At 65.0% G+C, this 21,603-nt stretch carries 19 protein-coding genes; 9 read left to right on the top strand and 10 right to left on the bottom strand.

Features of this window, described 5'->3' with window-relative positions; genetic code table 11:
• Nucleotides 1-48 precede the first annotated feature (48 nt).
• The 7 genes from FNL56_RS26460 to FNL56_RS26430 are packed head-to-tail and all read right to left on the bottom strand — an operon-like array spanning nt 49 to nt 8,250.
• Nucleotides 49-1,080 carry an ABC transporter ATP-binding protein gene (locus tag FNL56_RS26460; protein ID WP_143578437.1) on the bottom strand — a complete coding sequence of 344 codons (1,032 nt, stop codon included), beginning with the start codon at nt 1,078-1,080 and terminating at the stop codon, nt 49-51.
• Nucleotides 1,077-2,072, bottom strand: coding sequence for an ABC transporter ATP-binding protein (locus FNL56_RS26455; protein ID WP_143582469.1), 996 nt, complete (start codon nt 2,070-2,072; stop codon nt 1,077-1,079). The genes FNL56_RS26460 and FNL56_RS26455 overlap by 4 nt, the downstream gene beginning before the upstream one ends.
• A gap of 2 nt (nt 2,073-2,074) precedes the next feature.
• Complete coding sequence (locus tag FNL56_RS26450) at nt 2,075-2,971, bottom strand: ABC transporter permease (RefSeq protein WP_143575774.1); 897 nt, start codon at nt 2,969-2,971, stop codon at nt 2,075-2,077.
• Nucleotides 2,968-3,948 (bottom strand): ABC transporter permease, encoded by a 981-nt coding sequence (locus FNL56_RS26445; RefSeq protein ID WP_143575773.1) that lies wholly within the window; start codon nt 3,946-3,948, stop codon nt 2,968-2,970. The genes FNL56_RS26450 and FNL56_RS26445 overlap by 4 nt, the downstream gene beginning before the upstream one ends.
• Before the next feature lie 27 nt (nt 3,949-3,975).
• A complete protein-coding gene (locus FNL56_RS26440; protein ID WP_143582468.1) occupies nt 3,976-5,607 on the bottom strand; it encodes an ABC transporter substrate-binding protein in 1,632 nt (543 codons plus the stop codon).
• A complete protein-coding gene (locus FNL56_RS26435; protein WP_143578435.1) occupies nt 5,594-6,610 on the bottom strand; it encodes a CobW family GTP-binding protein in 1,017 nt (338 codons plus the stop codon). Before FNL56_RS26435 ends, FNL56_RS26440 begins: the two co-directional genes overlap by 14 nt.
• A complete protein-coding gene (locus FNL56_RS26430) occupies nt 6,607-8,250 on the bottom strand; it encodes an amidohydrolase (RefSeq protein WP_143582467.1) in 1,644 nt (547 codons plus the stop codon). The genes FNL56_RS26435 and FNL56_RS26430 overlap by 4 nt, the downstream gene beginning before the upstream one ends.
• 207 nt (nt 8,251-8,457) lie before the next feature.
• Between FNL56_RS26430 and pdxR the strand changes: the two genes are divergently transcribed.
• On the top strand, nt 8,458-9,972 hold the full coding sequence (gene pdxR / locus FNL56_RS26425; RefSeq protein ID WP_441351318.1) for a MocR-like pyridoxine biosynthesis transcription factor PdxR: 1,515 nt from the start codon (nt 8,458-8,460) through the stop codon (nt 9,970-9,972).
• Here pdxR and FNL56_RS26420 read toward each other — a convergent pair whose 3' ends face one another.
• A complete protein-coding gene (locus FNL56_RS26420; protein ID WP_143578432.1) occupies nt 9,973-10,755 on the bottom strand; it encodes a sulfite exporter TauE/SafE family protein in 783 nt (260 codons plus the stop codon).
• A gap of 181 nt (nt 10,756-10,936) precedes the next feature.
• Between FNL56_RS26420 and FNL56_RS26415 the strand changes: the two genes are divergently transcribed.
• A complete protein-coding gene (locus tag FNL56_RS26415; RefSeq protein ID WP_143575767.1) occupies nt 10,937-11,344 on the top strand; it encodes a nuclear transport factor 2 family protein in 408 nt (135 codons plus the stop codon).
• Nucleotides 11,341-12,717 (top strand): NAD(P)/FAD-dependent oxidoreductase, encoded by a 1,377-nt coding sequence (locus FNL56_RS26410; protein ID WP_143575766.1) that lies wholly within the window; start codon nt 11,341-11,343, stop codon nt 12,715-12,717. Before FNL56_RS26415 ends, FNL56_RS26410 begins: the two co-directional genes overlap by 4 nt.
• 44 nt (nt 12,718-12,761) lie before the next feature.
• On the opposite strand, the gene FNL56_RS26405 is transcribed toward FNL56_RS26410, so the two are convergent.
• Nucleotides 12,762-13,559 (bottom strand): alpha/beta fold hydrolase, encoded by a 798-nt coding sequence (locus FNL56_RS26405; protein WP_143575765.1) that lies wholly within the window; start codon nt 13,557-13,559, stop codon nt 12,762-12,764.
• Nucleotides 13,560-13,679: 120 nt separating this feature from the next.
• Between FNL56_RS26405 and FNL56_RS26400 the strand changes: the two genes are divergently transcribed.
• From FNL56_RS26400 to pyrC, 4 genes are all read left to right on the top strand, one after another.
• Nucleotides 13,680-14,315 (top strand): GntR family transcriptional regulator, encoded by a 636-nt coding sequence (locus tag FNL56_RS26400; RefSeq protein WP_143575764.1) that lies wholly within the window; start codon nt 13,680-13,682, stop codon nt 14,313-14,315.
• Nucleotides 14,316-14,326: 11 nt separating this feature from the next.
• Nucleotides 14,327-15,856 (top strand): aldehyde dehydrogenase, encoded by a 1,530-nt coding sequence (locus FNL56_RS26395; RefSeq protein WP_143582466.1) that lies wholly within the window; start codon nt 14,327-14,329, stop codon nt 15,854-15,856.
• A gap of 76 nt (nt 15,857-15,932) precedes the next feature.
• Complete coding sequence (locus FNL56_RS26390; RefSeq protein WP_143575762.1) at nt 15,933-17,300, top strand: MFS transporter; 1,368 nt, start codon at nt 15,933-15,935, stop codon at nt 17,298-17,300.
• Nucleotides 17,301-17,484: 184 nt separating this feature from the next.
• Nucleotides 17,485-18,579 carry a dihydroorotase gene (pyrC, locus tag FNL56_RS26385; RefSeq protein ID WP_143575761.1) on the top strand — a complete coding sequence of 365 codons (1,095 nt, stop codon included), beginning with the start codon at nt 17,485-17,487 and terminating at the stop codon, nt 18,577-18,579.
• A 208-nt stretch (nt 18,580-18,787) separates the two neighbouring features.
• Here the strand turns inward: pyrC and FNL56_RS26380 are convergent, their stop codons facing one another.
• The gene (locus FNL56_RS26380) at nt 18,788-19,792 is read right to left on the bottom strand and encodes an ABC transporter substrate-binding protein (RefSeq protein WP_143575760.1); all 1,005 of its coding nucleotides are present in this window, start codon (nt 19,790-19,792) and stop codon (nt 18,788-18,790) included.
• A gap of 116 nt (nt 19,793-19,908) precedes the next feature.
• Here FNL56_RS26380 and FNL56_RS26375 point away from each other — a divergent pair, with 116 nt between their 5' ends.
• A complete protein-coding gene (locus FNL56_RS26375; protein WP_143575759.1) occupies nt 19,909-20,556 on the top strand; it encodes a TetR family transcriptional regulator in 648 nt (215 codons plus the stop codon).
• Nucleotides 20,557-20,838: 282 nt separating this feature from the next.
• Nucleotides 20,839-21,597 carry an ABC transporter permease gene (locus FNL56_RS26370; RefSeq protein ID WP_143576395.1) on the top strand — a complete coding sequence of 253 codons (759 nt, stop codon included), beginning with the start codon at nt 20,839-20,841 and terminating at the stop codon, nt 21,595-21,597.
• Nucleotides 21,598-21,603 lie beyond the last annotated feature (6 nt).

The following is a 21,603-nucleotide window of genomic DNA, read 5'->3' as shown; positions in this document are numbered from 1 at the left end:
CGATGGCGTTGAGCGATCCCCTCTTGAATTTAGTCGCCGTCGCCAGGTTCATGCTGTCGCATCCGTAAAATCGGGGCTCGCGATCTCGTCGACACGATGACACGCGACAAAATGCGCCGGTCCCGTCGCCTCCAGCAACGGCAATTCCTCGCGGCATTTCGCGATCACGAAGGGACATCGCTGCGCAAAGCGGCAGCCGGGCTTCGGATCGACCGGGCTCGGCGGATCGCCTGTCACCAGAAACTGCGCCTTCAGCCGGTTGCGCAAGGGGCCGGGAGGCGCCGCGGCGGCCACCAGCGACCAGCTATAGGGATGACGCGGCGCCGAGAAGAACACCGAGGCCGGCGCCTGCTCGACGATCTTGCCGAGATACATCACCGCGAGCTCGTCGCAGAAATGCTGGATCACGCCGAGATCGTGCGAGATGAAGATATAGGTCAGGCCGCGCTCGCGCTGCAACTTCTTTAGGAGGTTGAGGATCTGCGCCTGGATCGCGACGTCGAGCGCCGACACCGCCTCGTCGCACACGATCAGGTCCGGCTCCGGCGCCATCGCGCGGGCGATGCTGAGACGCTGCCGCTGGCCGCCGGAGAACTGGTGCGGGAACAGGTCGGCGGCCTGCGGCGGCAATCCGACGTCGGCCAGCAACTGGCTGACGCGGGCATCGCGCTCCTTCGCCGTGCCGATGCCGAGCAAATCGAGCGGCTCGCGGACAAGATCGCCGGCGCGGCGGCGCGGATCGAGCGAGGAGAACGGATCCTGAAACACGATCTGGAATTTGCGGCGCGCCAGGCGCAGACGCTCGCCCTGATACTCCGCGATGTTCTCGCCGCCGAACACGATCTGCCCGGAGGTCGCCGGGATCAGCCGCATCACCGCCTGCGCCGTGGTCGATTTGCCGGTGCCGCTCTCGCCGACGATGCCGAAGGTGGTGCCGCGGCGAACGCGGAACGACACGCCATCGACGGCATGGACCTTCGACGGCTTGCCGAACAGCCCGCGGCGGCCGGCCGGGAAATGCACCACGAGGTCGTTAACGTCGAGCAGGATGTCGCCTGCCGCGGACAGCTCGTCGCTCATGGCGCGATCTCCGGATGCCGCCAGCACGACACCGCGGCCTGTGGGTCCACCACATCGAGCGGCGGCTGCGGCCGCGCCCGGCAGATGTCGGCAGCAAAGCCACAACGCGGCAGGAAGGCGCATTCGGCGCCGCGCGCGCCCAGTGGCGGCACCATGCCGGGAATTTCCTCGAGGTCGGCCTGTACATTCGGAAGCACGGGACCGAGCCGCAGATGCGGCACGCAAGCCATCAGCCCGCGCGTATAGGGGTGCCGCGCCTTTGCGATCACGGCTTGCGATGTTCCTTGTTCGATACAGCGACCGGCATAGAGCACGGCGACGTCGTCGGCGAGTTCGGCGACGGCGCCGAGACCGTGGGTGATCAGCACGATGGCGGTGTCGGTGTCATCCTGCAGCGCGCCGAGCAGGTCGAAGATCTGGGCTTGTACGGTGACGTCAAGCGCCGTGGTCGGCTCGTCGGCGATCAACAGTTTCGGCTTGCAGGCCAGCGCCATCGCGATCATCACGCGCTGCCGCATGCCGCCGGAGAGCTGGTGCGGATAGGCATGGACGCGGCTTTCGGCGGCGGGAATCTGCACCGCCTTGAGAAAGCCGATGGCCTGTTCGGTGGCATCGCGGCGGCCGAGCCCGCGATGCTGGCGCAGCACCTTGCCGATCTGGTCGCCGACCGTGTAGAGCGGATTGAGCGCGGTCATCGGTTCCTGGAAGATCATCGACATCTTGTTGCCGCGCAGCGCCCGCAATTGCGCCGGGGCAGCGGTCAGCACATCCTCGCCGTCGAGCAGGATGCGGCCCGAGGTGACGACGAAATCCTCCGGCATCAGCCGCATGATGGCGAGTGCCGTCATGCTCTTGCCGCAACCGGATTCTCCGACCAGCGCCATGGTCTTGCCGCGCGCCACGTCGAAGGACAGATTTTCCAGCACCGGCACAATGCCGTTGGCGCCCTTCATGGCGACGCCGAGATTCTGCACGGAGAGAACGGGCGACATATTCAGCCCCTTTTCCGCAGGCGTGGATTGATGGCGTCATTGATGCCGTCGCCGATCAGGCTGATCGCCAGCACCGCGACGAAGATCGCCGCCCCCGGGAAGGTCACGGTCCACCAGCTATCGAGCACGTAGTTGCGGTTCTGTCCGATCATCAGGCCCCAGCTCATGGTATTTGGATCGCCGAGGCCGAGGAAGCTCAGCCCGCCCTCGAACAGGATCGCGACGCCGATCGCCAGCGTCGCCGAGACGATGATCGGCGGCAGCGCGTTCGGTAGCACCACGCGCAGGATCAGGTGGCCGTTGCCGGCGCCGGCGGCGCGCGAAGCCTTGACGAAATCCAGATTGCGCAGGCGCAGGAATTCCGCGCGCGTCAGCCGCGCCGCCGTTGGCCAGCTTACCACGCCGATGGCAATGGTGATGGTGGTCAGCGTCTGCCCGAACAGCGTCACCAGCACCATCGCGAACAACAGTGGCGGCAGGATCTGGAAGAACTCGGTGAGTTTCACCAGCGCGGTGTCGATGGCGCCGCCGAAGAAGCCGGACAGCGCGCCGACGGTGACACCGATCGCGATGGTGATGAGGGCGGCGGTGCCGCCGACCGTGAGCGTGGCGCGGCCGCCATGGATCAGCCCGGCCATGATGTCGCGGCCGAGATAGTCGGTACCGAGCCAGGCGTCGGCGCCGGGCGGCGTGAACGGCATGCCGGCGATGTCGAGCGGATCGATGCCGTACAGGCTCGGCCCGAACAGCGTGACCAGAATGAGCAACAGCAGCACCACGGCGCCGGCGACGCCGGCCGGGGAGCGGCCGAACTGGCGCAGCATCGCGGCAAACGGCGATACCGCGGGGCGCGCCGGCAGCGCGGTGGCGTCGCGGATGGGCGCTTCAATCGTGTTCATCGGGCCCCCGACCGGATGCGCGGATCGACCAGCCGATAGACCAGATCGGTGATGATATTGGCGGCCATTACCAGCACCGCGGAGAAGAACAGCACCGCCAGCAGCGTCGGGTAATCGCGGCGCAGGATCGATTCGAACACCAGCCGCCCCATGCCGGGCCAGCTGAACACCGTCTCCACCAGTACCGCGCCGGCGAACAGGTGGCCGAATTGCAGCCCGGCCACGGTGACGATCGGGATCAGCGTGTTGCGCAGCGCGTGCTTGCCGATCACGACATATTCCGGCAGGCCCTTGGCGCGCGCGGTGCGGACATAGTCGGCGGTCAGCGCATCGATCATGTTGACGCGGGCCAGCCGGCTGTATTGCGCGATGAACACCAGCGCCAGCGTGATCGACGGCAGGATGAGGTGCTGACCGACATCGAGCAGATGGGCGAAGCCGGCTTTCGGCCGCGCCACGTCGGACATCCCCGTCACCGGCAGGATCGGCCATACCGAGCCGAACAGCAGCAACAGCAACAACCCGGTCCAGAACACCGGCGCGGCATAGCCCGTCAGCGAAATCACCGTCACGCTCTGGCTGAACCAGCCATTAGGCCTGCGCGCGCTGATGACGCCCAGAAGCGTGCCGACGACAACCGACAGCAGCAGCGCGGAGATCACCAGATAGAGCGTGGCCGGAATACGATGTGCGATCAGATTCACCACCGGTTCGTTGAAATAATAGGAGTAACCGAAGTCGCCAGTGACGACCTTGGCGAGGTAGGTCCAGAGCTGATGGAACAGGCTCTGGTCGAGACCGTATTTGACACGCAGCGCGGCGATCACGTCGGCCGACGCGCCGCCCATTTCGCCGGCGATCACCAGGGCGGGATCGCCGGGTGCCAGATGGATCAGGCAGAAATTCAGCACCAGCACGGCCAGCAGCAGGCCGACCGCATTGGCCAATTGTCTGGTCATGTGGATGAGAAGATTCATATTGCTGCCTGTTGCGAAACGACGACCTCAGTTCTTCGGCAGCGTGTCCCAGCTGATCTCGTCGAGCGGCGACATCATGCCCCAGATCGTCGTCGGCAGGTTCGACAGGCCCTTACTGAAGGCGTTGTAGTAGGGCACCGCGTTGACGAAATAGATCGGCGCGTCCGAGACCACGATCTTCTGGAATTCGGAATACATCGCCTTGCGTTTGTCGGGCGAGGTTTCGCGGGCCGCAGCGACCAGCAACTCGTCCACTTTGGGATTGCTGTATTGCTGGGTATTGGACCAGATGATGCCCTTGCGGATGTTGCTGGTGAGATAGGTGCGGTCGACGCCGATCACCGGGTCGCCCCAGTTGAAAACGGTGTCCATGGTGAGATCGAAGTCGAAGCTGGAGATGCGCTGTGCCCAGGTTGGGAAATCCGGCGCGGCGCGGACTTCGAGGTTGATGCCGGCGCGCTTCAACTGCGAACGCAGATATTCGGCGACGTTGCGCTGCTGTTCGTCGGCGCCGGGGATGTAGTCGATGGTCAGCGACATCCGCGAACCGTCCGGCTTCTTGGGATAGCCGGCGGCATCGAGTAATTCGCCGGATTTGGCGAGGTCGAGCTTGTATTTCTCGACGTTGGGTTCATCGAGCGGCGATCCCGGCGCGATCGGGCCGGTGGCGGCGGCAGCCTTTCCGGCCATCAGCTTGCTGGTGATGAAGTCGCGGTTGGCAGCAAAGGCGATCGCCTGCCGGACGCGGACGTCGTCCAGCGGCTTCTTCTTCGTGTTGAAGGCCAGCCAGTTGATCGGACCGACGCCGGTGAAGCCCTTGTTGGTAATGGTCACGCCCGGCATTTTCTCGAGGCGTTCGATGTCGCGGACGCCGACCACGAAGGGCAGCGCGTTGACGTCACCGCGTTCGATCGAGACCATCGCGGCATTGCTGTCGGAGACGATTTTCACCACGATCTTGTCGAGCTTCGGACGGCCCGGAATGAAGAACTTGTCGAACTTCTCGAGCGTATAGTACTCGCCCTGCTTGTAGTCGGTGAGGCGATACGGGCCGGAGCCGACCGGCTTCAGATTCGCCGGATGCGCCTTGATCTCCTGCCCGTCGCCGTAGATGTGCTTGGGCAGGATCGGCATCGGCGCCGGCGACATCGCCAGCAGCAAAGCCGGATGCGGATGCAACAGCTTGATGATGGCCGTGAACGGATCCGGCGTCTCCACCTTGTCGACAGCCGCCAGCATGGTCTGGAACGGATGGTTGGCCTTGATGGTCATGATCGAGAAGGCGACGTCTTCCGAAGTAACCGGCTTGCCGTCGTGGAATACGGCGTTCTTGACGAGCTTCAGCGTGACCGACATTCCATCCGGGGCGACCTCCCAGGATTCCGCGAGGTAGGGCTTGGGATTCCAGTTTTCGTCATAGCGCAGCGGGCTGGCGAAAATCTGCGTCGAGGGCATCGCGGTGGCGAGGCCGGACTGTACCGCGCCGTTGAAATGCCGCGGCACCTGCGACGTGGCCATCACCAGCGTGCCGCCATCGGCGGCGGCAGCCGGCGCGAGGTGGCTCGCCGCATCCGCCAGCAGCACGGTGAGGCCGAACGCGATTTTGAGAAGCGTCCTTCGCGAGGCCGTCAGTTTCAACGACGGGTCATTCAACGGCATGGGGCGGTCCTTTTTGCAAGGGATGGAATAAAGCCGCGGGCGGCTGAAACCCGCCGTGCGCGTTGGTGAAAGGCAGGGGCGCAGCCAGCGCGCGGTCAAGAATGGCATCGAGTTGGGTGGTATCAGGCAGATCGACGGTGCCGACTCCGACCAGCAGGATATCGTGATCCTTCGATTCGGCCACCGGCGTCAGCGACCAGTCGCGTCCGACCATCTGCAGCAGCAGGGCACCGGTATCGCAGGGGCAGGCGCCCTTGAGGCGCAGCAGCGACGGCGGCAATGCATGCAGCGCGGTTTCCAGCCGGGCGCGGTCGAAGGCGCCCGGACGCCGGAAGGTCCAGCGTTTGAAGAGTTGCTCATGGATAGCGGTATCCGCCACCGCGTCGGCCCGGAACGGCGAGGTCGATGTCTTGCCGATCCCGGGAAGATCCGGCATTGCCTGCGGCGACGTCGCGGCGATCGTTACGCTGTCGCGCAAAGCTGCGATCGCGGCGGCTGCGGCGCGGGTCGCGCTCTCGCCGACGAGGTCTGTCTTGGTAAGCAGCACCAGATCGGCGCGGTCGAACTGGTTGCGCACGGTGTCGCCGACGCGTGGGTCGGCGAGCAACGTTTCGATCCGCGTCGCGTCGGCGAGTACGACCACCGCGTTTAGCCGCAGGCTGGGCTCGACCAGTGCGATCTCCGCAATCCGCCAGGGATCACCGACGCCCGATGCCTCGATAATGATGTGATCGAAGGGAATGGCGTCGTCGAGGATCCTGCCGAGCGTATCCAGGAAGCCGCCGCCGATGCTGCAGCACACGCAGCCATTGGTCAGCGTCATCGTGGTGCCGTCATGCTTCGCGATCAACCCGGCATCGATATTTACCGCGCCGAAATCATTGACCAGCACGGCGGTGCGCGACCGCCCGGTGCGCAGCAGGTGATTGAGATAGGTGGTCTTGCCGGCGCCGAGGAAGCCACCCACGACGGTCACGGGAATCGTCATCGGCTTGGCCGTCATGCGCGGGGCGCCTCGCGGACACGACCACCGACCACGGTGCCCCATACGGCGATGTCCCGGATCGCATCGGGCGCGACCTCGAACGGATCTTCGTCGAGTACCGCGAAGTCGGCATATTTGCCGGTCTCGATGCTGCCGACCAGATGGTCCATCTTCAGCGTGTAGGCGGCGCCGATCGTGACTGCGGCCAGCGCCTGCTGCACCGTGAGCGCCTCGGTCGCCTTGCCGAGTTCGCGGCCGCCGGACGAGATGCGGTTGACCGCGCACCATGCGGTGAACAGCGGACTGAGCGGCGTCACCGGGGCGTCGGAATGAATCGCGTAGGGCACGCCGACGCGTTCGGCGGTGCCGGTGGCGTCGAGCCGGTGCGCGCGCTCCGGGCCCATCGTCAGGTCGTAATGCGAGTCGCCCCAGTAATAGAGATGGTTGGCAAACAGATTGACGCACAGGCCGAGCGCCTTCATGCGGCGGAACTGCGCGGCGTCGGCCATCTGGCAATGCTGTAGCGTGTGACGGTGGTCCGGCTGGGGCGCAGCAATCTGCGCGGCCTCGACGGCGTCGAGCGCCACTTCGGTGGCTTCGTCGCCATTGGTATGGATGTGCAATTGCACGCCGGCGCGATGATAGGCCTCGACGATAACCGGCAACTCTTCCGGCGCGATGTACCACAGGCCGTTCGGCGCGCCGTTATGATAGCCCGGCCAGCGCAGCCGCGCGGTAAAGCCCTGGATCGAGCCATCGACCACCAGTTTGACGATGCCGTAGTGCAGCTTGTCGTTGTTCGTCAGCTTCAGCGCCGCGAGCTTCTCGATGCCCTGTTCCGGCGTATGCGACACCGAGGCCAGCGCCGGCACCAGCCGCACCGAGAAATCCTCGCGCCGGCTGGCGGCGCGATAGACCTCGACGGTCTGCTCGGCGAGATCATTGTGCAGGTCGGTGATGGTGGTGACGCCCTGCACGCAGGCGGAGGAAGCGTAGCGGTTGACGTCGTCGATGGTGAGATTGCCGGACAGCGGATTGACGCCCATCACCCGGAAGACGCGGAAGCGCGCGGCAATGCCCTGGACTTCGCCGGACGGCTCGCCGTCGCTGCCGATCACCACGCCGGAAATGTTGGTGGTGCGGTTCAGCTCGGCCTTCTCCAGCACCAGGCTGTTGACGTTGCTGATGTGGAAGCTGGCGTGGACCACCATGATCAGCCGCGTGGTGGAGACGCGGTCGAGATCCTGCCGCGTCAGCGAATGGCTGCCGATGTGCAGGGGATCGAAGCCCCAGGCAAATAGCGGCGCGTCGGGATCGGTCATCTCCGCTTCGGCCTGCTGCAAACGCGCGACAATCGCCTCGATATCCGGCAGGCCTTTGACGAGTTTGCCCTCCGGGGAGCGACGGTCGCCGGCGCCGACATAGGGCAAATTCCACATCATGCCTTCCATGATGTGACTGTGGCCCTCGACGAAGCCGGGCAGCAGCACCTTGTCCTTGAAGCGCTCATCGACGGTGGCGCCATGGCCGCCGACTTCCGCGAGGCTGCCGACCGCAACGACGCGCCCCTCACGCACTGCAACATGCGTCGCCTGCGGGCGCGACGGATTCATCGTCACGATTCTGCGGGCCGAAAAGATCACTGTATCCGCGTGCACTGGCTATCCTCGAAATGTTGTGATCGAAGCGTGCGGCTCTGGATTGCGCCTAGCCAGCGCCAGATAGTATGCACGAATGGGGCCAGTGCCCGGCATCTTTTCGAGATGCTGGCGCGGCTTTTGCTCGGTGAATGGATTGGAAATCGGGAAGATGGCGTGGTGCTGCTTCCCGCGGAGCTCTTGATGGCGAATTCACGTTCCAGCCGAATGGCAGCCGAGGCCCGGCCGGTTTCATCGGGGATCAGCGACGGGCTGTTCTGGGGCTCGTTGTTTCTCGATCTCGATCGCCGCGGCCCGTTTCTGCAACTGCAGATCCGGCAGATGATCTATGCGGCGATCGAGGACGGCCGGCTGTCGCTGGGCGTGCGGATGCCGTCGAGCCGCGAACTGGCGGCCCTGCTGCAGGTGTCGCGCAACACCGTGGTCATTGCCTACGAGCAGTTGGTCGATCAGAACTTTCTGGTGTCGCGCGAACGCTCGGGCTATTTCGTCGCCGGCCTGCCGAAGCATATGGCAACGGCCGCTTCGATCAGGCCTGCGGCGATCGAACTGGACGCCGCGCGCTGGAGCGATCGCTACGCGGTTCGCCCCTCGACCCATCGCAACATCGTCAAGCCGCTGAACTGGCAGGACTACCCGTACCCGTTCATCTTTGGCCAGTTCGATCCCAGCCTGTTCCCGACCAATGACTGGCGCGAAAGCGCGCGTGCGGCGCTCAGCGTTCCGGAGATCAACAACTGGGCGCGCGACACCATCGACGAGGACGATCCCGCGCTGATCGAGGAGCTCCGGCTGCAGGTGCTGCCGCGCCGCGGCATCCGCGCCCGGCCGGACGAAATCATGATGACGATCGGCGCGCAGCATGCGCTGTATCTGATCGCGACCTTGTTCACCAAGCCTGAAACCCGCGTCGGCCTCGAGGATCCCGGCTATCCCGACGCGCGCAACATCTTCGGCATGCTGACCGGCAACATCGTTCCGTTGCAGGTCGATGAGCACGGCCTGGTACCCGACGCCGAATTCGCGGGCTGTGATCTTGCTTATGTCACCGCCGGCCACCAGTGCCCGACGACGGTCCCGATGTCCTATGCGCGCCGGCTCGACCTGCTGAAAAAGGCGCAGGATCACGACGTCCTGCTGGTCGAGGACGATTACGAGAGCGAACTGATCGCGGAAAGAAGCGTGCTGCCACCGCTGATGAGCCTCGATCGCCATGACCGCGTGCTCTATGTCGGCAGCTTCTCCAAATTGCTCGCGCCCGGCTTGCGGCTTGGGTATGCCGTGGCGCCTGCGCCCGTGATCCGCGAATTGCGCGCGCTGCGCCGCCTGATGCTGCGGCATCCGCCGCTCAACAATCAGCGCGTCGTGGCGCTGTTCATCGGCCTCGGCCATTACCGCTCGCATCTCGCGCGGGTTTCGCGCGTGCTGCTGGAGCGCGCCCGCGTCATCGACCGGCTGTTGCCGAAACATCTGGCCGGCTGCGGCTGGCTTCGCGGCGCCGGCAGCACCAGCTACTGGGTAACCTGTCCGCCGGGAGTCGATGCCGCCCAGCTCGCCGAACTGGCGCGCCACGAAGGCGTGGTGATCGAGCCCGGCGACGTGTTCTCGATGGTCGAGGGCGCGCAGCGGCGCTGCTTCCGGCTCGGCTTTTCCTCGATCCGCACCGACCGCATCGAGCCCGGTCTTGAGCGCCTCGGCCGGCTGATCGCGAAAATGTCGTGACTACAACAGCTCGCTGATGCCCTTGGCGGCGCTCACCAAAGCGATCACGCCGAGGCTGACGATAGAGACGCGGCGGTGCATCGCGTCATTGCTGCGAATGAAAGCGAGGTGGCCGATCCTTGTGCCGATCCACATCACCGGCAGGCCAAGCAGCGACAGGGCGAAGGTCTGGACCGTGATCAGGCCGATGGCGAGTCCCGAAATCATCGCGGCGACCGAGGTCAGCAGGAAGAACACCATCAGCGAGGCGCGCACGGTGGCGCGCGGGACCGGTGCCGACATGTAATATGCCACCGCCGGCGGGCCCGGCATCGCGGCAAGACCGTTGAAGAGGCCGGCGACAAAGCCGGTGATCGCCGTCACCGCCCGGCCGGGCATCGCCGGCAGGGCAAAGCCGCGGCCGAGCGCCAGCACCGCGAGCAGCGTGATCGCGCTGATGACCAGCCGCGCCACCGGGGCGGGCACCTGGCTCAGCACCAGCGCGCCGATCGGCGAGCCGAGAGCCGCGCCCAGCATCATCCAGCGCAGCGACGGCCAGTGGCAGGTTTTTGTCGCGTGGCGGAAATCGAGCAGGCTGCCCATCAGTTGCAGCCCGATGGCGATCGGCACCGCCTGCGTCGGCGACATGAACATGCCGAGCAGCGGCACCGCCGCCAGCGCGAAGCCAAAGCCCGTGAAACCGCGCAGGATAGCCGAGAAAAACACCGCGGCGACCGACAGAGCGATCAGGCGCGGGGTCAGCAATGGGCCCAGCGTACCGAGCGAAAGCAGCAAATCAGTCATGCCGGACCATGCCGGTTTTTGCCGGACAAGCGAAGGGGCCACTCGCGGCCTTTGATCGGGCCAGATCGGTCTGGCCGGATGGCGCGCCGCAACTGGCCCTAATCGCGCGGCGAGCAGGCTGGCATCGTGAGTCCCGTCGTCGCCGTGGCGATGGCCAGCGTTGAGATGAAAGAGCATTGCCATGTCCGATCTGCAGAGCCGGCGCGAAGCGCTGCTCGTCCGCCTGTTCGAAGCCTTCAACAAGCACGACGCTCCGGGTGTCATGGAATGCATGACCGACGACGTGGTGTTCGACACCGCCGCAGGTCCCGAAATGTTCGGCCGTCGCATCACGGGCACCGCGGACGTCCAGGCGGCGTTCGAGGCGGTGTGGGGCGCGATGCCCGATGTCAGCTGGACCTGCACGGCGCATTCGGTGTTCGGCGACCGCGGCCTGTCGGAATGGATCTTTCGCGGGACCGCCGCCAATGGCACCCGCATCGAGGCCGAAGGCTGCGATCTCTTCACCTTCAGCGGCGACAAGCTCTCGCGCAAGAGCGCCTTCCGCAAGGATCGGCCGGTGCTGCCCTCTGAGGTAGCGACGCCATGACCTCGCAGGCGCCGTACGATCCGCATTACGATCCGCTGGTCTCCGCCAGCCCCGGCCGCAACCGGCGATACGCGCCGACCTACTGGGTCGACACCGCCGGTACGCCGCCGGAGGATGACGGTCCGGTCAGCGGCGACATCGACGCCGACGTCGCGATTATCGGTTCCGGCTATACGGGTCTGGCCTGCGCGATCTTCCTGGCGCGCGAGTTCGGCATCAAGGCCGTTGTGCTGGAAGCCAACGGCGTCGCCTGGGGCTGCAGCACGCGCAATGGCGGGCAGGGCCAGAACGCCGCCGGCCGGCTGTCGCGCTCGCAATGGATCGAACGCTGGGGCCGCGATATCGCGCTCAAGCTGCACGCCGAGGTGCAGGACGGTTTCGAGACGTTCGAAGAGCTGATTGCCTCCGGCAACATCGACTGCGAGCCGCAGCGCGGCGGGCATCTGCATATCGCGCACCGCCAGCGCGCGCTCGATCATCTCGCGGCGGAATCTCGCGTCCAGAACGAGGTGTTCGGCTACAAGACGCACATGCTGTCGGCCGAAGACGTGCGCCGCGATTATCTCAACGAGGCCGAAGCCGTCGGCGCGCTGCACGAGCCGCTCGGCACCGGCGTACATGCCGCCAGGCTTGCGTTCGGCTATCAACGCATGGCGCGCGAACTCGGCGCCAAAGTGCATCCCGGCAGTCCGGTGCTGGAGATCATGACGAACGGCGGCATCCACTCGCTGCGCACGCCGGGCGGTACCGTGCGCGCCCGCGCCGTCGGCATCGCCACCGGAGCCTATACGGCGGGTGGCCTGACGCCGGCCTTGCGCGGTCGCTGCATGCCGATCCTGTCGAATTCGATCGTGACGCGGCCGTTGACCCCGGCCGAACTCGACGTCACCGGCTTTCGCACCACCCAGGTCATCACCGACACCCGCACGCTGCGCTATTACTATCGCTTGCTGCCGGACAACCGCGTCCAGATCGGCAGCCGCAGCGCCATCACCGGCGCCGACGCCGCGCATCCGCGCCACCTGCAACTGCTGATCGATGGTCTGCACCGCAAGTTTCCGGCCCTGACCGGAATCGAGATCGATTATTCCTGGTGGGGCTGGGTCGATGTCAGCCACGACATGATGCCGCGCATTTTCCGCCCGGACCCGAAGCAGACGCTGTTCTATGCGCTCGGCTACGGCGGCAACGGCGTGTCCTATTCGGCGCAGGCCGGCCGTCGCATGGCGCAGATGATCGGCGGCCAGCGCTTCGCGGCGCAGGACCTGCCGATCTTCACCTCGCCGCTGCCGCCGCACCCGTTCACGTCGTTCCGCCGCATCGGCCAGCGCATGCTGTACCGCCTCTACCAGATGCGCGACGAGGCGGCGTGATTTCGGAGGCCCTCAACATCCGAGGACGGCCGCGGTCGCATTGATCAGGCGCCGCGGGTCTGCGCGCCGTTGGTCAGGAATGGCGCGATGGCGTCGAGGAACGCCTCCGGCGCCTGCAGGGGCGGCACGTGGGCGCAGCCTTTCAGCACGTGCAGGCGCGCGTCGGGCAGCAGGGCGCTCAGTTCTTCGGACATCGGCGGTGGGGTCGCTTCGTCCTGATCGCCGACCATCACCAGGACAGGCACGGTCACTTTCGCAAGCTCCGGTCGCAGGTCGAGCCCCGCCAGTGAAAGGCAGGCCGCGTGGAAGACATCGACGTCGGTGCGCAGGAACGCCGCCTCGCGTTCGCGCATCAGATCGGGGTGCGCCTCCTGATATTCCGGGGCGAACAGCCGGCGCATCGCCACCGGTGTGATCGCGGCCAGTCCCTTACCGCGCGCCGCTGCCGCCATGTTGCGAAATGCCTCGCGGCCGGGTTCCGAGAACGCCGCGCCGCAATCCGCCAGTACGAGTTGTTTGGCGATGCCCGGATGGCGAATCGCCATCTGCAGCGCGACGAAGCCGCCATAGCCATTGCCGAGCACGATCGCGTACTCGCCCGCCGTCGCCTCGCGCAAGAAGGCGGCCATGCGATCGGCGACCGCGGCAAGGCCGCCGTCGACGGCGCGTGACGCGCCGAATCCCGGCAGCTCCGGCACGATCACGCGAAACGACTTCGCGAGCTCGGGCACGATGCGCTCGAAACTGCCGCGGTCGGCCAGCAGCGAATGAAACAGCACCAGCGGCGGACCATTGCCGGCAATGCTGGCGTTCACGGTCCCGTCGGCAAAAAGCTGGTCCATCGAAAATCTCCTCGTTGCTGCCCGCCATTGATACGGCATTTCACGGACAGTTCAAGCTCAGTACGGGTTGACGTGATATTTTACGTGTGTCAGGTTTGAGGAACAAAATCGGAAAAAACGATGCTTTTGCGGGATAATATCTACGATCTGCTGCGCGATGATATCCTGACCTGCCGCTTTGCGCCGGGTGATGATATGCGGGAGCAGGACCTCGCCGAGCGTTATGCCGTCAGCCGTCAGCCGGTCCGCGAGGCCTTGCTGCGGCTGGAGCGCGAGCATCTGGTGACGGTGCAGCCGCGACAGGGCTACCGGGTGAACCCGATTTCGCTGGCCGATGCGCGCGACCTTCTGCGCTTCCGGCTGGCGCTGGAGCCCGCCTGCGTCGCCGAGGCGATCGAACACGCGCCCGCCGCGGTGCTGACGGCGCTGGATGAATTCCGCACCTTCGTTGGTGATCGCCAGGAGTTCATCACCTACAACCGCGCCTTCCACACCGCCCTGGCCTATGCGTCCGGCAACCGCCGCATGGCGGTGGCGGCGTGCGACCTGATCGGGCAGGCCGACCGACTGGTCCGCGTCAGCCTCGCCAACGTCAAAGGCCACGATCCCGCGCAGCTCGTGACCGAACATGCCGACCTGATCGACGCGATGCAGCGTCGCGATGGCCGCGCCGCCGCCCGCATCATCCGGGCCCACATCCAGAAGACCGAGAAACGCGTCCTGCCAGCCTTGGCCAGGAACGCCGTCATTATCTAGGAGACATCCCCATGAATATTCCCGCCAATCCGACCGCGCTCAAGGTCGAGACGCACAGCAACTTCGTCGATGGCCGACAGATCGAAGCCGGCGACGGCACGCTGCTCGACGTCCACAACCCCGCCACCGGCGAAGTGATCGCGCAGATTCCGAACTCGACCTCCGCCGATATCGACCGCGCCATGAAGAGCGCGCGCGCCGCCTTCGAGAGCAAGGAATGGGGCGGCATGGATATCCGCAGCCGCGCGCGGCTGGTGAACAAGCTGGCCGACGCGTTCGAGGCGAATCTCGATACGTTGTATCGATTGGAGACCCTGAACAACGGTCGTCCGCTCAACGAGACGCGCGCCCAGCTCGGCCGGCTGCCGGACTTCTTCCGCTACTTCGCCGGCCTCGCGCTGTCGCGCCGCGATTATGTTATTCCGGTTGAGGGCGATTATCTGAATTACACCTTGCGCACGCCGATCGGCGTCGTCGCCAACTGCACGCCGTTCAATCATCCCCTCATGATCATGTGCAAGTCGCTGGCCGCCGTGCTGGCGTCGGGCTGCACCACCGTGGTGAAGCCGTCGGAATATACCCCGCTGACCACGCTGAAGCTGGCGCAGATCTTTACCGAAGCCGGCCTGCCCAATGGCGTGTTCAATGTCGTGCTCGGCCTCGGCCAGAACGCCGGCAAGATGCTGGCGGAGCATCCCGACATCAACAAGCTGGTGCTGACCGGCGGCACCGAGGCCGGCCGCATCGCCGGCAGCGCCGCCGCCAAAGTGTTCGCGCACCAGACCATGGAGCTCGGCGGCAAGACGCCGGTGATGGTGTTCGACGATTTCAATATCGACCAGGCCGTCAATTATGCGGCGTTCGGTGCCTTCATTGGCGCCGGTCAGACCTGCGTCTGCGCCTCCCGGCACATCGTGCAGGATACGATCTACGACGAGTTCGTCGAGAAGCTACTGCGCAAGACGGAGTCGATCCGGATCGGCGACCCGTTCGATCCGGCGACGCAGCTCGGTCCGGTGATTTCCGCCAAGCAGCGCGACCGTGTGCTGATGTATTCGCGGTTCGGCCATGAAGACGGCGCGCGTCTCGTCACCGGCGGCATTGCCGCCGAAGTGCCGGGCCATGCCGGCGGTTTCTTCGTCAAGCCGACGGTGTTTGCCGATGTGCGCGCCGACATGCGGATCTTCCAGGAGGAAGTGTTCGGACCGTTCACCTCGGTGACGCCGTTCAAGGACGAGGCCGACGCGCTGCGGCTGGCCAATGACTCGCCGTTCGGCCTGGCGGCGGCGATTCGCACCAATAATGTCGGCCGCGCCCACCGCGTCGCCGCGGGCGTCCGCGCCGGCATCGTCTGGGTCAACGACCACCACCGGCTCGATCCGGCATCGCCCTGGGGCGGCGTCGATGACAGCGGCATCGGCAGCGAATTCGGCACAGAGAGCTTCGAGACGCACTTCAACACCAAGAGTGTCATGGTGGCCACGGCCGAGAAGGATTTCGACTGGTACCGCGACACGGCGGGCCAGAAGCGCCTGAACTAACAGATCGAAACGGGCGGCTGCCAAAGTCCACAGAGACGCAGCCGTCCGGCGCACCCCATCAACATAGGAAACGCCCATGCCGACTTCAGTCAACGCCGGAGGCCGCCTCGATCGGCTTCCGATCGGACCATTCCACTACCGCATCATGACCCTGATCGGCATTGGCATGTTCTTCGACGGCTTCGATATCTATCTCGCCGGTACTGTGCTCGGCGTGACCTTGAAGACCGGATTTTCCACGCTCGGCGAGAACGCGATCTTCATCTCGATGACCTTCGTCGGCATGATGGTGGGATCGTTCGGCACCGGCTTCGTCGGCGACCGCTTCGGCCGCCGCTTCAGCTACCAGTTCAACCTGCTGCTGTTCGGCGTCGCCTCGCTGGCCGCCGCATTCGCTCCGAATATGACCATCCTGATTATCTGCCGCTTCTTCATGGGTATCGGCCTCGGTGCCGAAAACGTGGTCGGCTATTCCACCATGACCGAATTCGTACCCGCCAAGTCGCGCGGCAAGTGGCTCGGGCTGATGGCGGTATGCGTGGTCACGGGCCTGCCCGTCGCACTGCTGGTGGCGTCCTTCGTCGTGCCGCAGTTCGGCTGGCGAGCGATGTTCGTGCTCGGCGGCATCGGCGCGCTGGTCGTCTGGTACTTGCGCAAGAACCTGCCGGAATCGCCACGCTGGCTGGAAGCCGTCGGCCGCAAGGAGGAGGCGGAAGCCTTGATGCAGACCATTGAGCGCGAGGCGTCGCAGGGCCAGCCGCTGCCGACCCCCGCGCTGGCGCCGGCGGTGGCCCCGTCCAGCAATATTTCGACGCTGTTCACCCAGCCACTGCTGAGCCGGATGATCGTGGGCTCGATCTGCTTGATCACCATCAACACGCTGCTCTACGGTTTCGTCACCTGGCTGCCGGTGTTCTTCATCAAACAGGGGCTGAGCGTCGCTACTTCGTTCAGCTATGCCTTGCTGATGGCCTTGGGCGCCCCGGTCGGTTCCGCCATCGGCGCGCTGACCGCGGATCGCTGGGGCCGCAAGCCGACGATCATCGGCTCGTCGCTGATCGCTGTGGTGCTGGGCATCATCTATCCGATGATCTCGGATCCGATTATGCTGCCGGCCGTCGGCTTCCTGCTGACGATCCCGATTTACGTGCTGGTGGCGCTATTGTTCGGCATCTACATCCCCGAACTGTTCCCGACCGAAGTGCGGCTGCGGGCCTCGGGCATTGTCAATACGCTGGGTCGCGGCGCTACCATCGTCACGCCTTTCCTGGTGGTGATGCTGTTCGAGGCGCGCGGCGTCGCCGGCGTGATGTCGCTGATGATCGGGCTGTTGATCGTACAGATCATCGCCGTGGCAGGCTTCGGGATCGAGACGCGGCACCGCCGGCTGGAAGAGCTGAAAAGCGAGGACGCCGCCCCCGTCGCGCTGAAGCAGACGTCCTGATCCAAGCAATGGCGTGAAAGAAAGGACCGGCGAATGGCACTGCCTTCGCCGGTTCTTTTATTTACGGCTGGATCAAGGCCTTCGCTGAGCGATTCTGATGGCGCGGCCGCACACAAGCCCCCGAATGGCTTGACTTTGTCCGACACATTGCCGTGATGCGCAACATCCCTGCGGAGATGTTCTGATGACCCTCGACACCCTGTTTGACGCCGCGGCGAAGCCGCAGGCTCAGTCCACCGAAAGCCTGACGATCCGGCGGCCCGACGACTGGCACATCCATCTGCGCGACGGCGCCATGCTGCGCGCAGTGCTGCCGTTCACCACGGCGCAATTCGCCCGCGGCATCGTGATGCCGAACCTGGTGCCGCCGGTGACCACCGTGGCGATGGCATCGGAGTATCGCGACCGCATCCTCGCGGCGCGCGGGGAGGGCTGCGACTTCCAGCCGATGATGACGTGTTACCTCACCGACCAGACTTCGGCCGACGAGATCGAGAAGGGCCATGCCGAAGGCGTCTGGCTCGCCGCGAAGCTTTATCCCGCAGGCGCCACCACCAATTCGGCGCATGGCGTCCGTGACCTCAAAGCGATCCAAAAGGTGTTGGAGCGGATGGAGAAGATCGGCATGCCGGTGCTGATCCACGGCGAGGCGACCGATCCCGCGGTCGATATCTTCGACCGCGAATCGGTGTTCATGGAGCAGGTGCTGCTGCCGTTCCTGAAAGATTATCAGGGGCTCAAGGTGGTGATCGAGCACGTCACCACGCAGGAGACGGTGGAGATCGTCAAGGCGCACGCGCCGCGCGTCGCCGGCACCGTCACGCCGCACCACCTGATGATCAACCGTACCACGCTGTTCCAGGGCGGGCTGCGGCCGCATCTGTATTGCCTGCCGGTCGCCAAGCGCGAGCACCATCGCCTCGCGCTGCGCCGCGCGGTGACCTCGGGCGCGACCTGCTTCTTCGCCGGCACCGACACCGCGCCGCATACCGCGAGCAACAAGGAGGCGAGCTGCTGCTCGGCCGGCGTATTCGCCGGCGCCACCGCGCTGCAGACCTATGCCCAGGTATTCGACGAGGAAAACGCCCTGCAGCATCTGGAGGCCTTCACTTCGCTGAATGGCGCGCGCTTCCATGGGCTGAAGCCGAATGAGGGCACCATCGAACTGCTGCGCAAGCCGAGCGCCATGCCGGCGGCGGTGGCCGTGGACGACGACGAGATCGTCGTGTTCCGCGGCAACGAGATGCTGCCGTGGTCGCTGGGCGAAGTACGCCGTTAATTCTGTTTCAGGAATCAGAGTAAAAGCAGCGACGCTCTAATACCTCTCCGACCAGGGAGAGGTCGACCGGCGAAGCGCAGCGAAGCCGGTCGGGTGAGGGGCCAACTTTCGATCGAGGGGGCTCTGCCCCCTCACCCGCCATTCGCTGCGCGAATGACGACCTCTCCCCGGCGGGGAGAGGTAAGAGGCGCCGGCGTGTTCCGCGGAACTACTTCTTCACCTTGCTGGCGTCCATCTTGATGGAAGGGTCGAGCAGCTTGGTGTTGAACGCGTTATCGACCGCAAACGGCTTTTCCATGCCGAGATAGGTCTGCACCAGTTCGTAGTCCTTTTGCATGCGCCCGGCGTCGATCCAGCCGAGGCTCTTGGTGGTGGTGAAATCGTCGGTCATCAGGAATTTGATGCGCTCCCACTGCTTCTGCTGGTTCTCCTTGTCGAGGCCCGAGGCGGCCGCGAGCAGCGCCTGCAGGCAGGGATCGACATCGGCGACGCAAGCGGCGAACGCCTTCTGCGTGACGCGGATGAAATCTTCCGACAGCTTGGGGTTTTTGGCGAGGAACGCGCCGTTTACGATCACCGAATTGCCGTAGGGATTGAGCCCGATATCCTTCCAGTTGATGTAGCCGAGGTCGTCGCCGAACTCTTTCACCTTCTGGTCGTGCTCGTTGTAAAAGTCGCTGATGATGTCGACCGCGTGGCTCTTCAGCGAAGCGATCTTGGCGGTCGGGCCGATATTGACGAAGCTTACCGCATCCGGCGCGATGCCGGCGGCCTTGGCAAAGGCCGGCCACATTACGCGCGAGGCGTCGCCCGGCGGATTGCCGATCTTGTGGTTCGGGAAAGTCTTCGGGCCGTCGACGCCATAGCTCTTCAGCCAGTAGAACGTCTGCCCGGTGTTGGCATAGACGCTCATCAGCGCGACCACGTCGGCGCCCTTGCTCTTGGCCACCAGCATGGTCGCGAGGTCGGCTATGCCGAACGCCGAGCCGCCGGAGCCGACCTTCACTGCGGACACGCCGGAGCCCTTGCCGACCTCGATGTTGAGGTCGATGCCAGCCTTCTCGTACCAGCCCTGCGCCTTGGCGTAGTAGTACGGCGCGTGGTCGGCGGTCGGCGTCCAGTTCAGGATCAGGTTGACGGATTCTCCGGCGGAGGCAGAAACAGCCGGCGCAAGCAGCGCCAGAGCCAGGCCGAAGGTTCGAAGGCGCTTCATGGCAACTCTCCTTGGTTGGGCAATGAGATGATTGTCGTGCAATGCTTGCCGCCAATCCCGCGGGCGTCTACCAATGCAACAGAGGACGCCGTCAATTGTCAACTGTCTGGTTGGATATGCCGAAACAACGATCATCTGCCGTTGAACCGCGCAAGCGCGATCCGGTCGCCACCCGGCAGAAGCTGTTGGTCGCCGCCCGGCGCGAATTCGCGCAGAGCGGCTTGGCCGGCGCCCGTGTCGACGACATCGCGGCCCGCGCCGGCGTCAACAAGCAGCTGGTCTATCACTACTTCGGCGACAAGGACGCGCTGTACCTGGCCGTGCTGGAGTGGGTCTACGAGGAAATCCGCGCCCAGGAGCGCAAGCTGAATCTGGAGGGCCTGCCGCCGGAGAAGGCGATCCGGAAACTGATCGAGGCGTCGTTCGATCACCTCGCGGCGCATCCCGATTTCATCGTGTTGCTCAACGACGAGAACCGCGGCGGAGCGTCGCATGTCGCAGGTTCGCGCAAGCTGACGGCGATGCATTCGCCGCTGGTCGACATGGTGTCGAAGATCCTCGGCGAGGGCGTCAAGGCAGGGACCTTCCGCAAGGGGATCAACCCGGTGCAGCTCTACATCTCGATCGCCGGATTGAGCTATTTCTTCTTTTCCAACACGCCTACGCTGTCGGCGATCTTCGGCAAGGACCTGACCAGCAAGGCGTCGAAAAGCGCCCGCCGCAGGCACGTCGTCGACCTCGTGATGCACGCGCTTCGGTCGTGATGGTATGTGCAGAGTCTGATTGACGCCGCCCCGAACACCGTTGTCGTCACCCAGCTTGACCGGGTGACCCTGTACACGCCGGCCAGCGTATAATGGATCGCCCGGTTAAGCCGGGCGATGACAGCGGTGATCGTCGTGACAAACCAAAGCTTCCCAAGCGCCGCCTCCAAAATAATCAACCATATGGTTGAAACCCGCCGGCGATCCCGCTAGGCTTCCCGGATCCGCCGCGGCACCCGTGGCGCGAAACGGCACAAGGAGCACGCGGTGTCCAGCGGCGGAATGCGGACGGCTCGGTCGTTGGCGGTCATCGTGATCGTCCATCTCGCCGTGATCGTGCTGTGGCAGGTCCTGGTCGATGCCTTCCAGGTACCGAAGTTCGTGCTGCCGTCGCCGCTGGCGGTGATCAAGACGCTCGGCCAGTCGAACTATTCCTGGCTTTCCAACACGTTGGTCACGGCCGCAGAAATCGCCGGCGGCTTCGCCCTCGGCGCACTGGTCGGCGTCGGCATGGCGGTATTGTTCTGCTGGTCGCCGCTTCTCAGCCTCGCGCTACTGCCGCTGTTCGTCACGCTTAACATGATTCCGAAAGTGGCGCTGGGGCCACTGTTCATTGTCTGGTTCAGCTACGGCATCTTCCCCAACATCCTCATTGCCTTCAGTATCTGCTTTTTTCCGATCCTGCTGACCACCGCGCGTGGCCTCAACGAGGTCGAACCCGACCTGCTCGATCTCGTCAAATCTCTGCGCGGCTCGCGCTGGACGCTGTTCCGCAAGATCCAGTTGCCCGGCGCGCTGCCTTACGTGTTTTCCGGCATGAAGGTCGGCGCGGTGCTGGCGGTGGCCGGGGCCGTGGTCGGCGAGTTCATCGCCTCCGAACGCGGCCTCGGCTACCTGATGATCCAGGTGCAGGCCTCGCTCGATACGCCGGCAATGCTGATGGCGGTGGTGCTGCTGACGCTGCTTGGCGTCGCTCTCTACGGCCTGGTGCTCGGCTGCGAGCGGCTGTTCGTGGTGCGCGATGTCCGGCTACAACAATAATAGGAA

It is taken from the genome of Tardiphaga sp. vice304 (assembly GCF_007018905.1).
Classification (GTDB): domain Bacteria; phylum Pseudomonadota; class Alphaproteobacteria; order Rhizobiales; family Xanthobacteraceae; genus Tardiphaga.
This window is presented reverse-complemented; position numbering and strand designations above follow the sequence as displayed.

Coding starts and splice junctions, on each gene's coding strand:
- FNL56_RS26420 (WP_143578432.1), bottom strand. CDS start 10,755: ATGACTGATTTGCTGCTTTCGCTCGGTACGCTGGGCCCATTGCTGACC.
- FNL56_RS26390 (WP_143575762.1), top strand. CDS start 15,933: ATGCCGACTTCAGTCAACGCCGGAGGCCGCCTCGATCGGCTTCCGATC.
- FNL56_RS26455 (WP_143582469.1), bottom strand. CDS start 2,072: ATGTCGCCCGTTCTCTCCGTGCAGAATCTCGGCGTCGCCATGAAGGGC.
- FNL56_RS26400 (WP_143575764.1), top strand. CDS start 13,680: ATGCTTTTGCGGGATAATATCTACGATCTGCTGCGCGATGATATCCTG.
- FNL56_RS26380 (WP_143575760.1), bottom strand. CDS start 19,792: ATGAAGCGCCTTCGAACCTTCGGCCTGGCTCTGGCGCTGCTTGCGCCG.
- pyrC (WP_143575761.1), top strand. CDS start 17,485: ATGACCCTCGACACCCTGTTTGACGCCGCGGCGAAGCCGCAGGCTCAG.
- FNL56_RS26410 (WP_143575766.1), top strand. CDS start 11,341: ATGACCTCGCAGGCGCCGTACGATCCGCATTACGATCCGCTGGTCTCC.
- FNL56_RS26450 (WP_143575774.1), bottom strand. CDS start 2,971: ATGAACACGATTGAAGCGCCCATCCGCGACGCCACCGCGCTGCCGGCG.
- FNL56_RS26445 (WP_143575773.1), bottom strand. CDS start 3,948: ATGAATCTTCTCATCCACATGACCAGACAATTGGCCAATGCGGTCGGC.
- FNL56_RS26440 (WP_143582468.1), bottom strand. CDS start 5,607: ATGCCGTTGAATGACCCGTCGTTGAAACTGACGGCCTCGCGAAGGACG.
- FNL56_RS26415 (WP_143575767.1), top strand. CDS start 10,937: ATGTCCGATCTGCAGAGCCGGCGCGAAGCGCTGCTCGTCCGCCTGTTC.
- pdxR (WP_441351318.1), top strand. CDS start 8,458: ATGGCAGCCGAGGCCCGGCCGGTTTCATCGGGGATCAGCGACGGGCTG.
- FNL56_RS26370 (WP_143576395.1), top strand. CDS start 20,839: ATGCGGACGGCTCGGTCGTTGGCGGTCATCGTGATCGTCCATCTCGCC.
- FNL56_RS26395 (WP_143582466.1), top strand. CDS start 14,327: ATGAATATTCCCGCCAATCCGACCGCGCTCAAGGTCGAGACGCACAGC.
- FNL56_RS26435 (WP_143578435.1), bottom strand. CDS start 6,610: ATGACGGCCAAGCCGATGACGATTCCCGTGACCGTCGTGGGTGGCTTC.
- FNL56_RS26460 (WP_143578437.1), bottom strand. CDS start 1,080: ATGAGCGACGAGCTGTCCGCGGCAGGCGACATCCTGCTCGACGTTAAC.
- FNL56_RS26405 (WP_143575765.1), bottom strand. CDS start 13,559: ATGGACCAGCTTTTTGCCGACGGGACCGTGAACGCCAGCATTGCCGGC.
- FNL56_RS26375 (WP_143575759.1), top strand. CDS start 19,909: ATGCCGAAACAACGATCATCTGCCGTTGAACCGCGCAAGCGCGATCCG.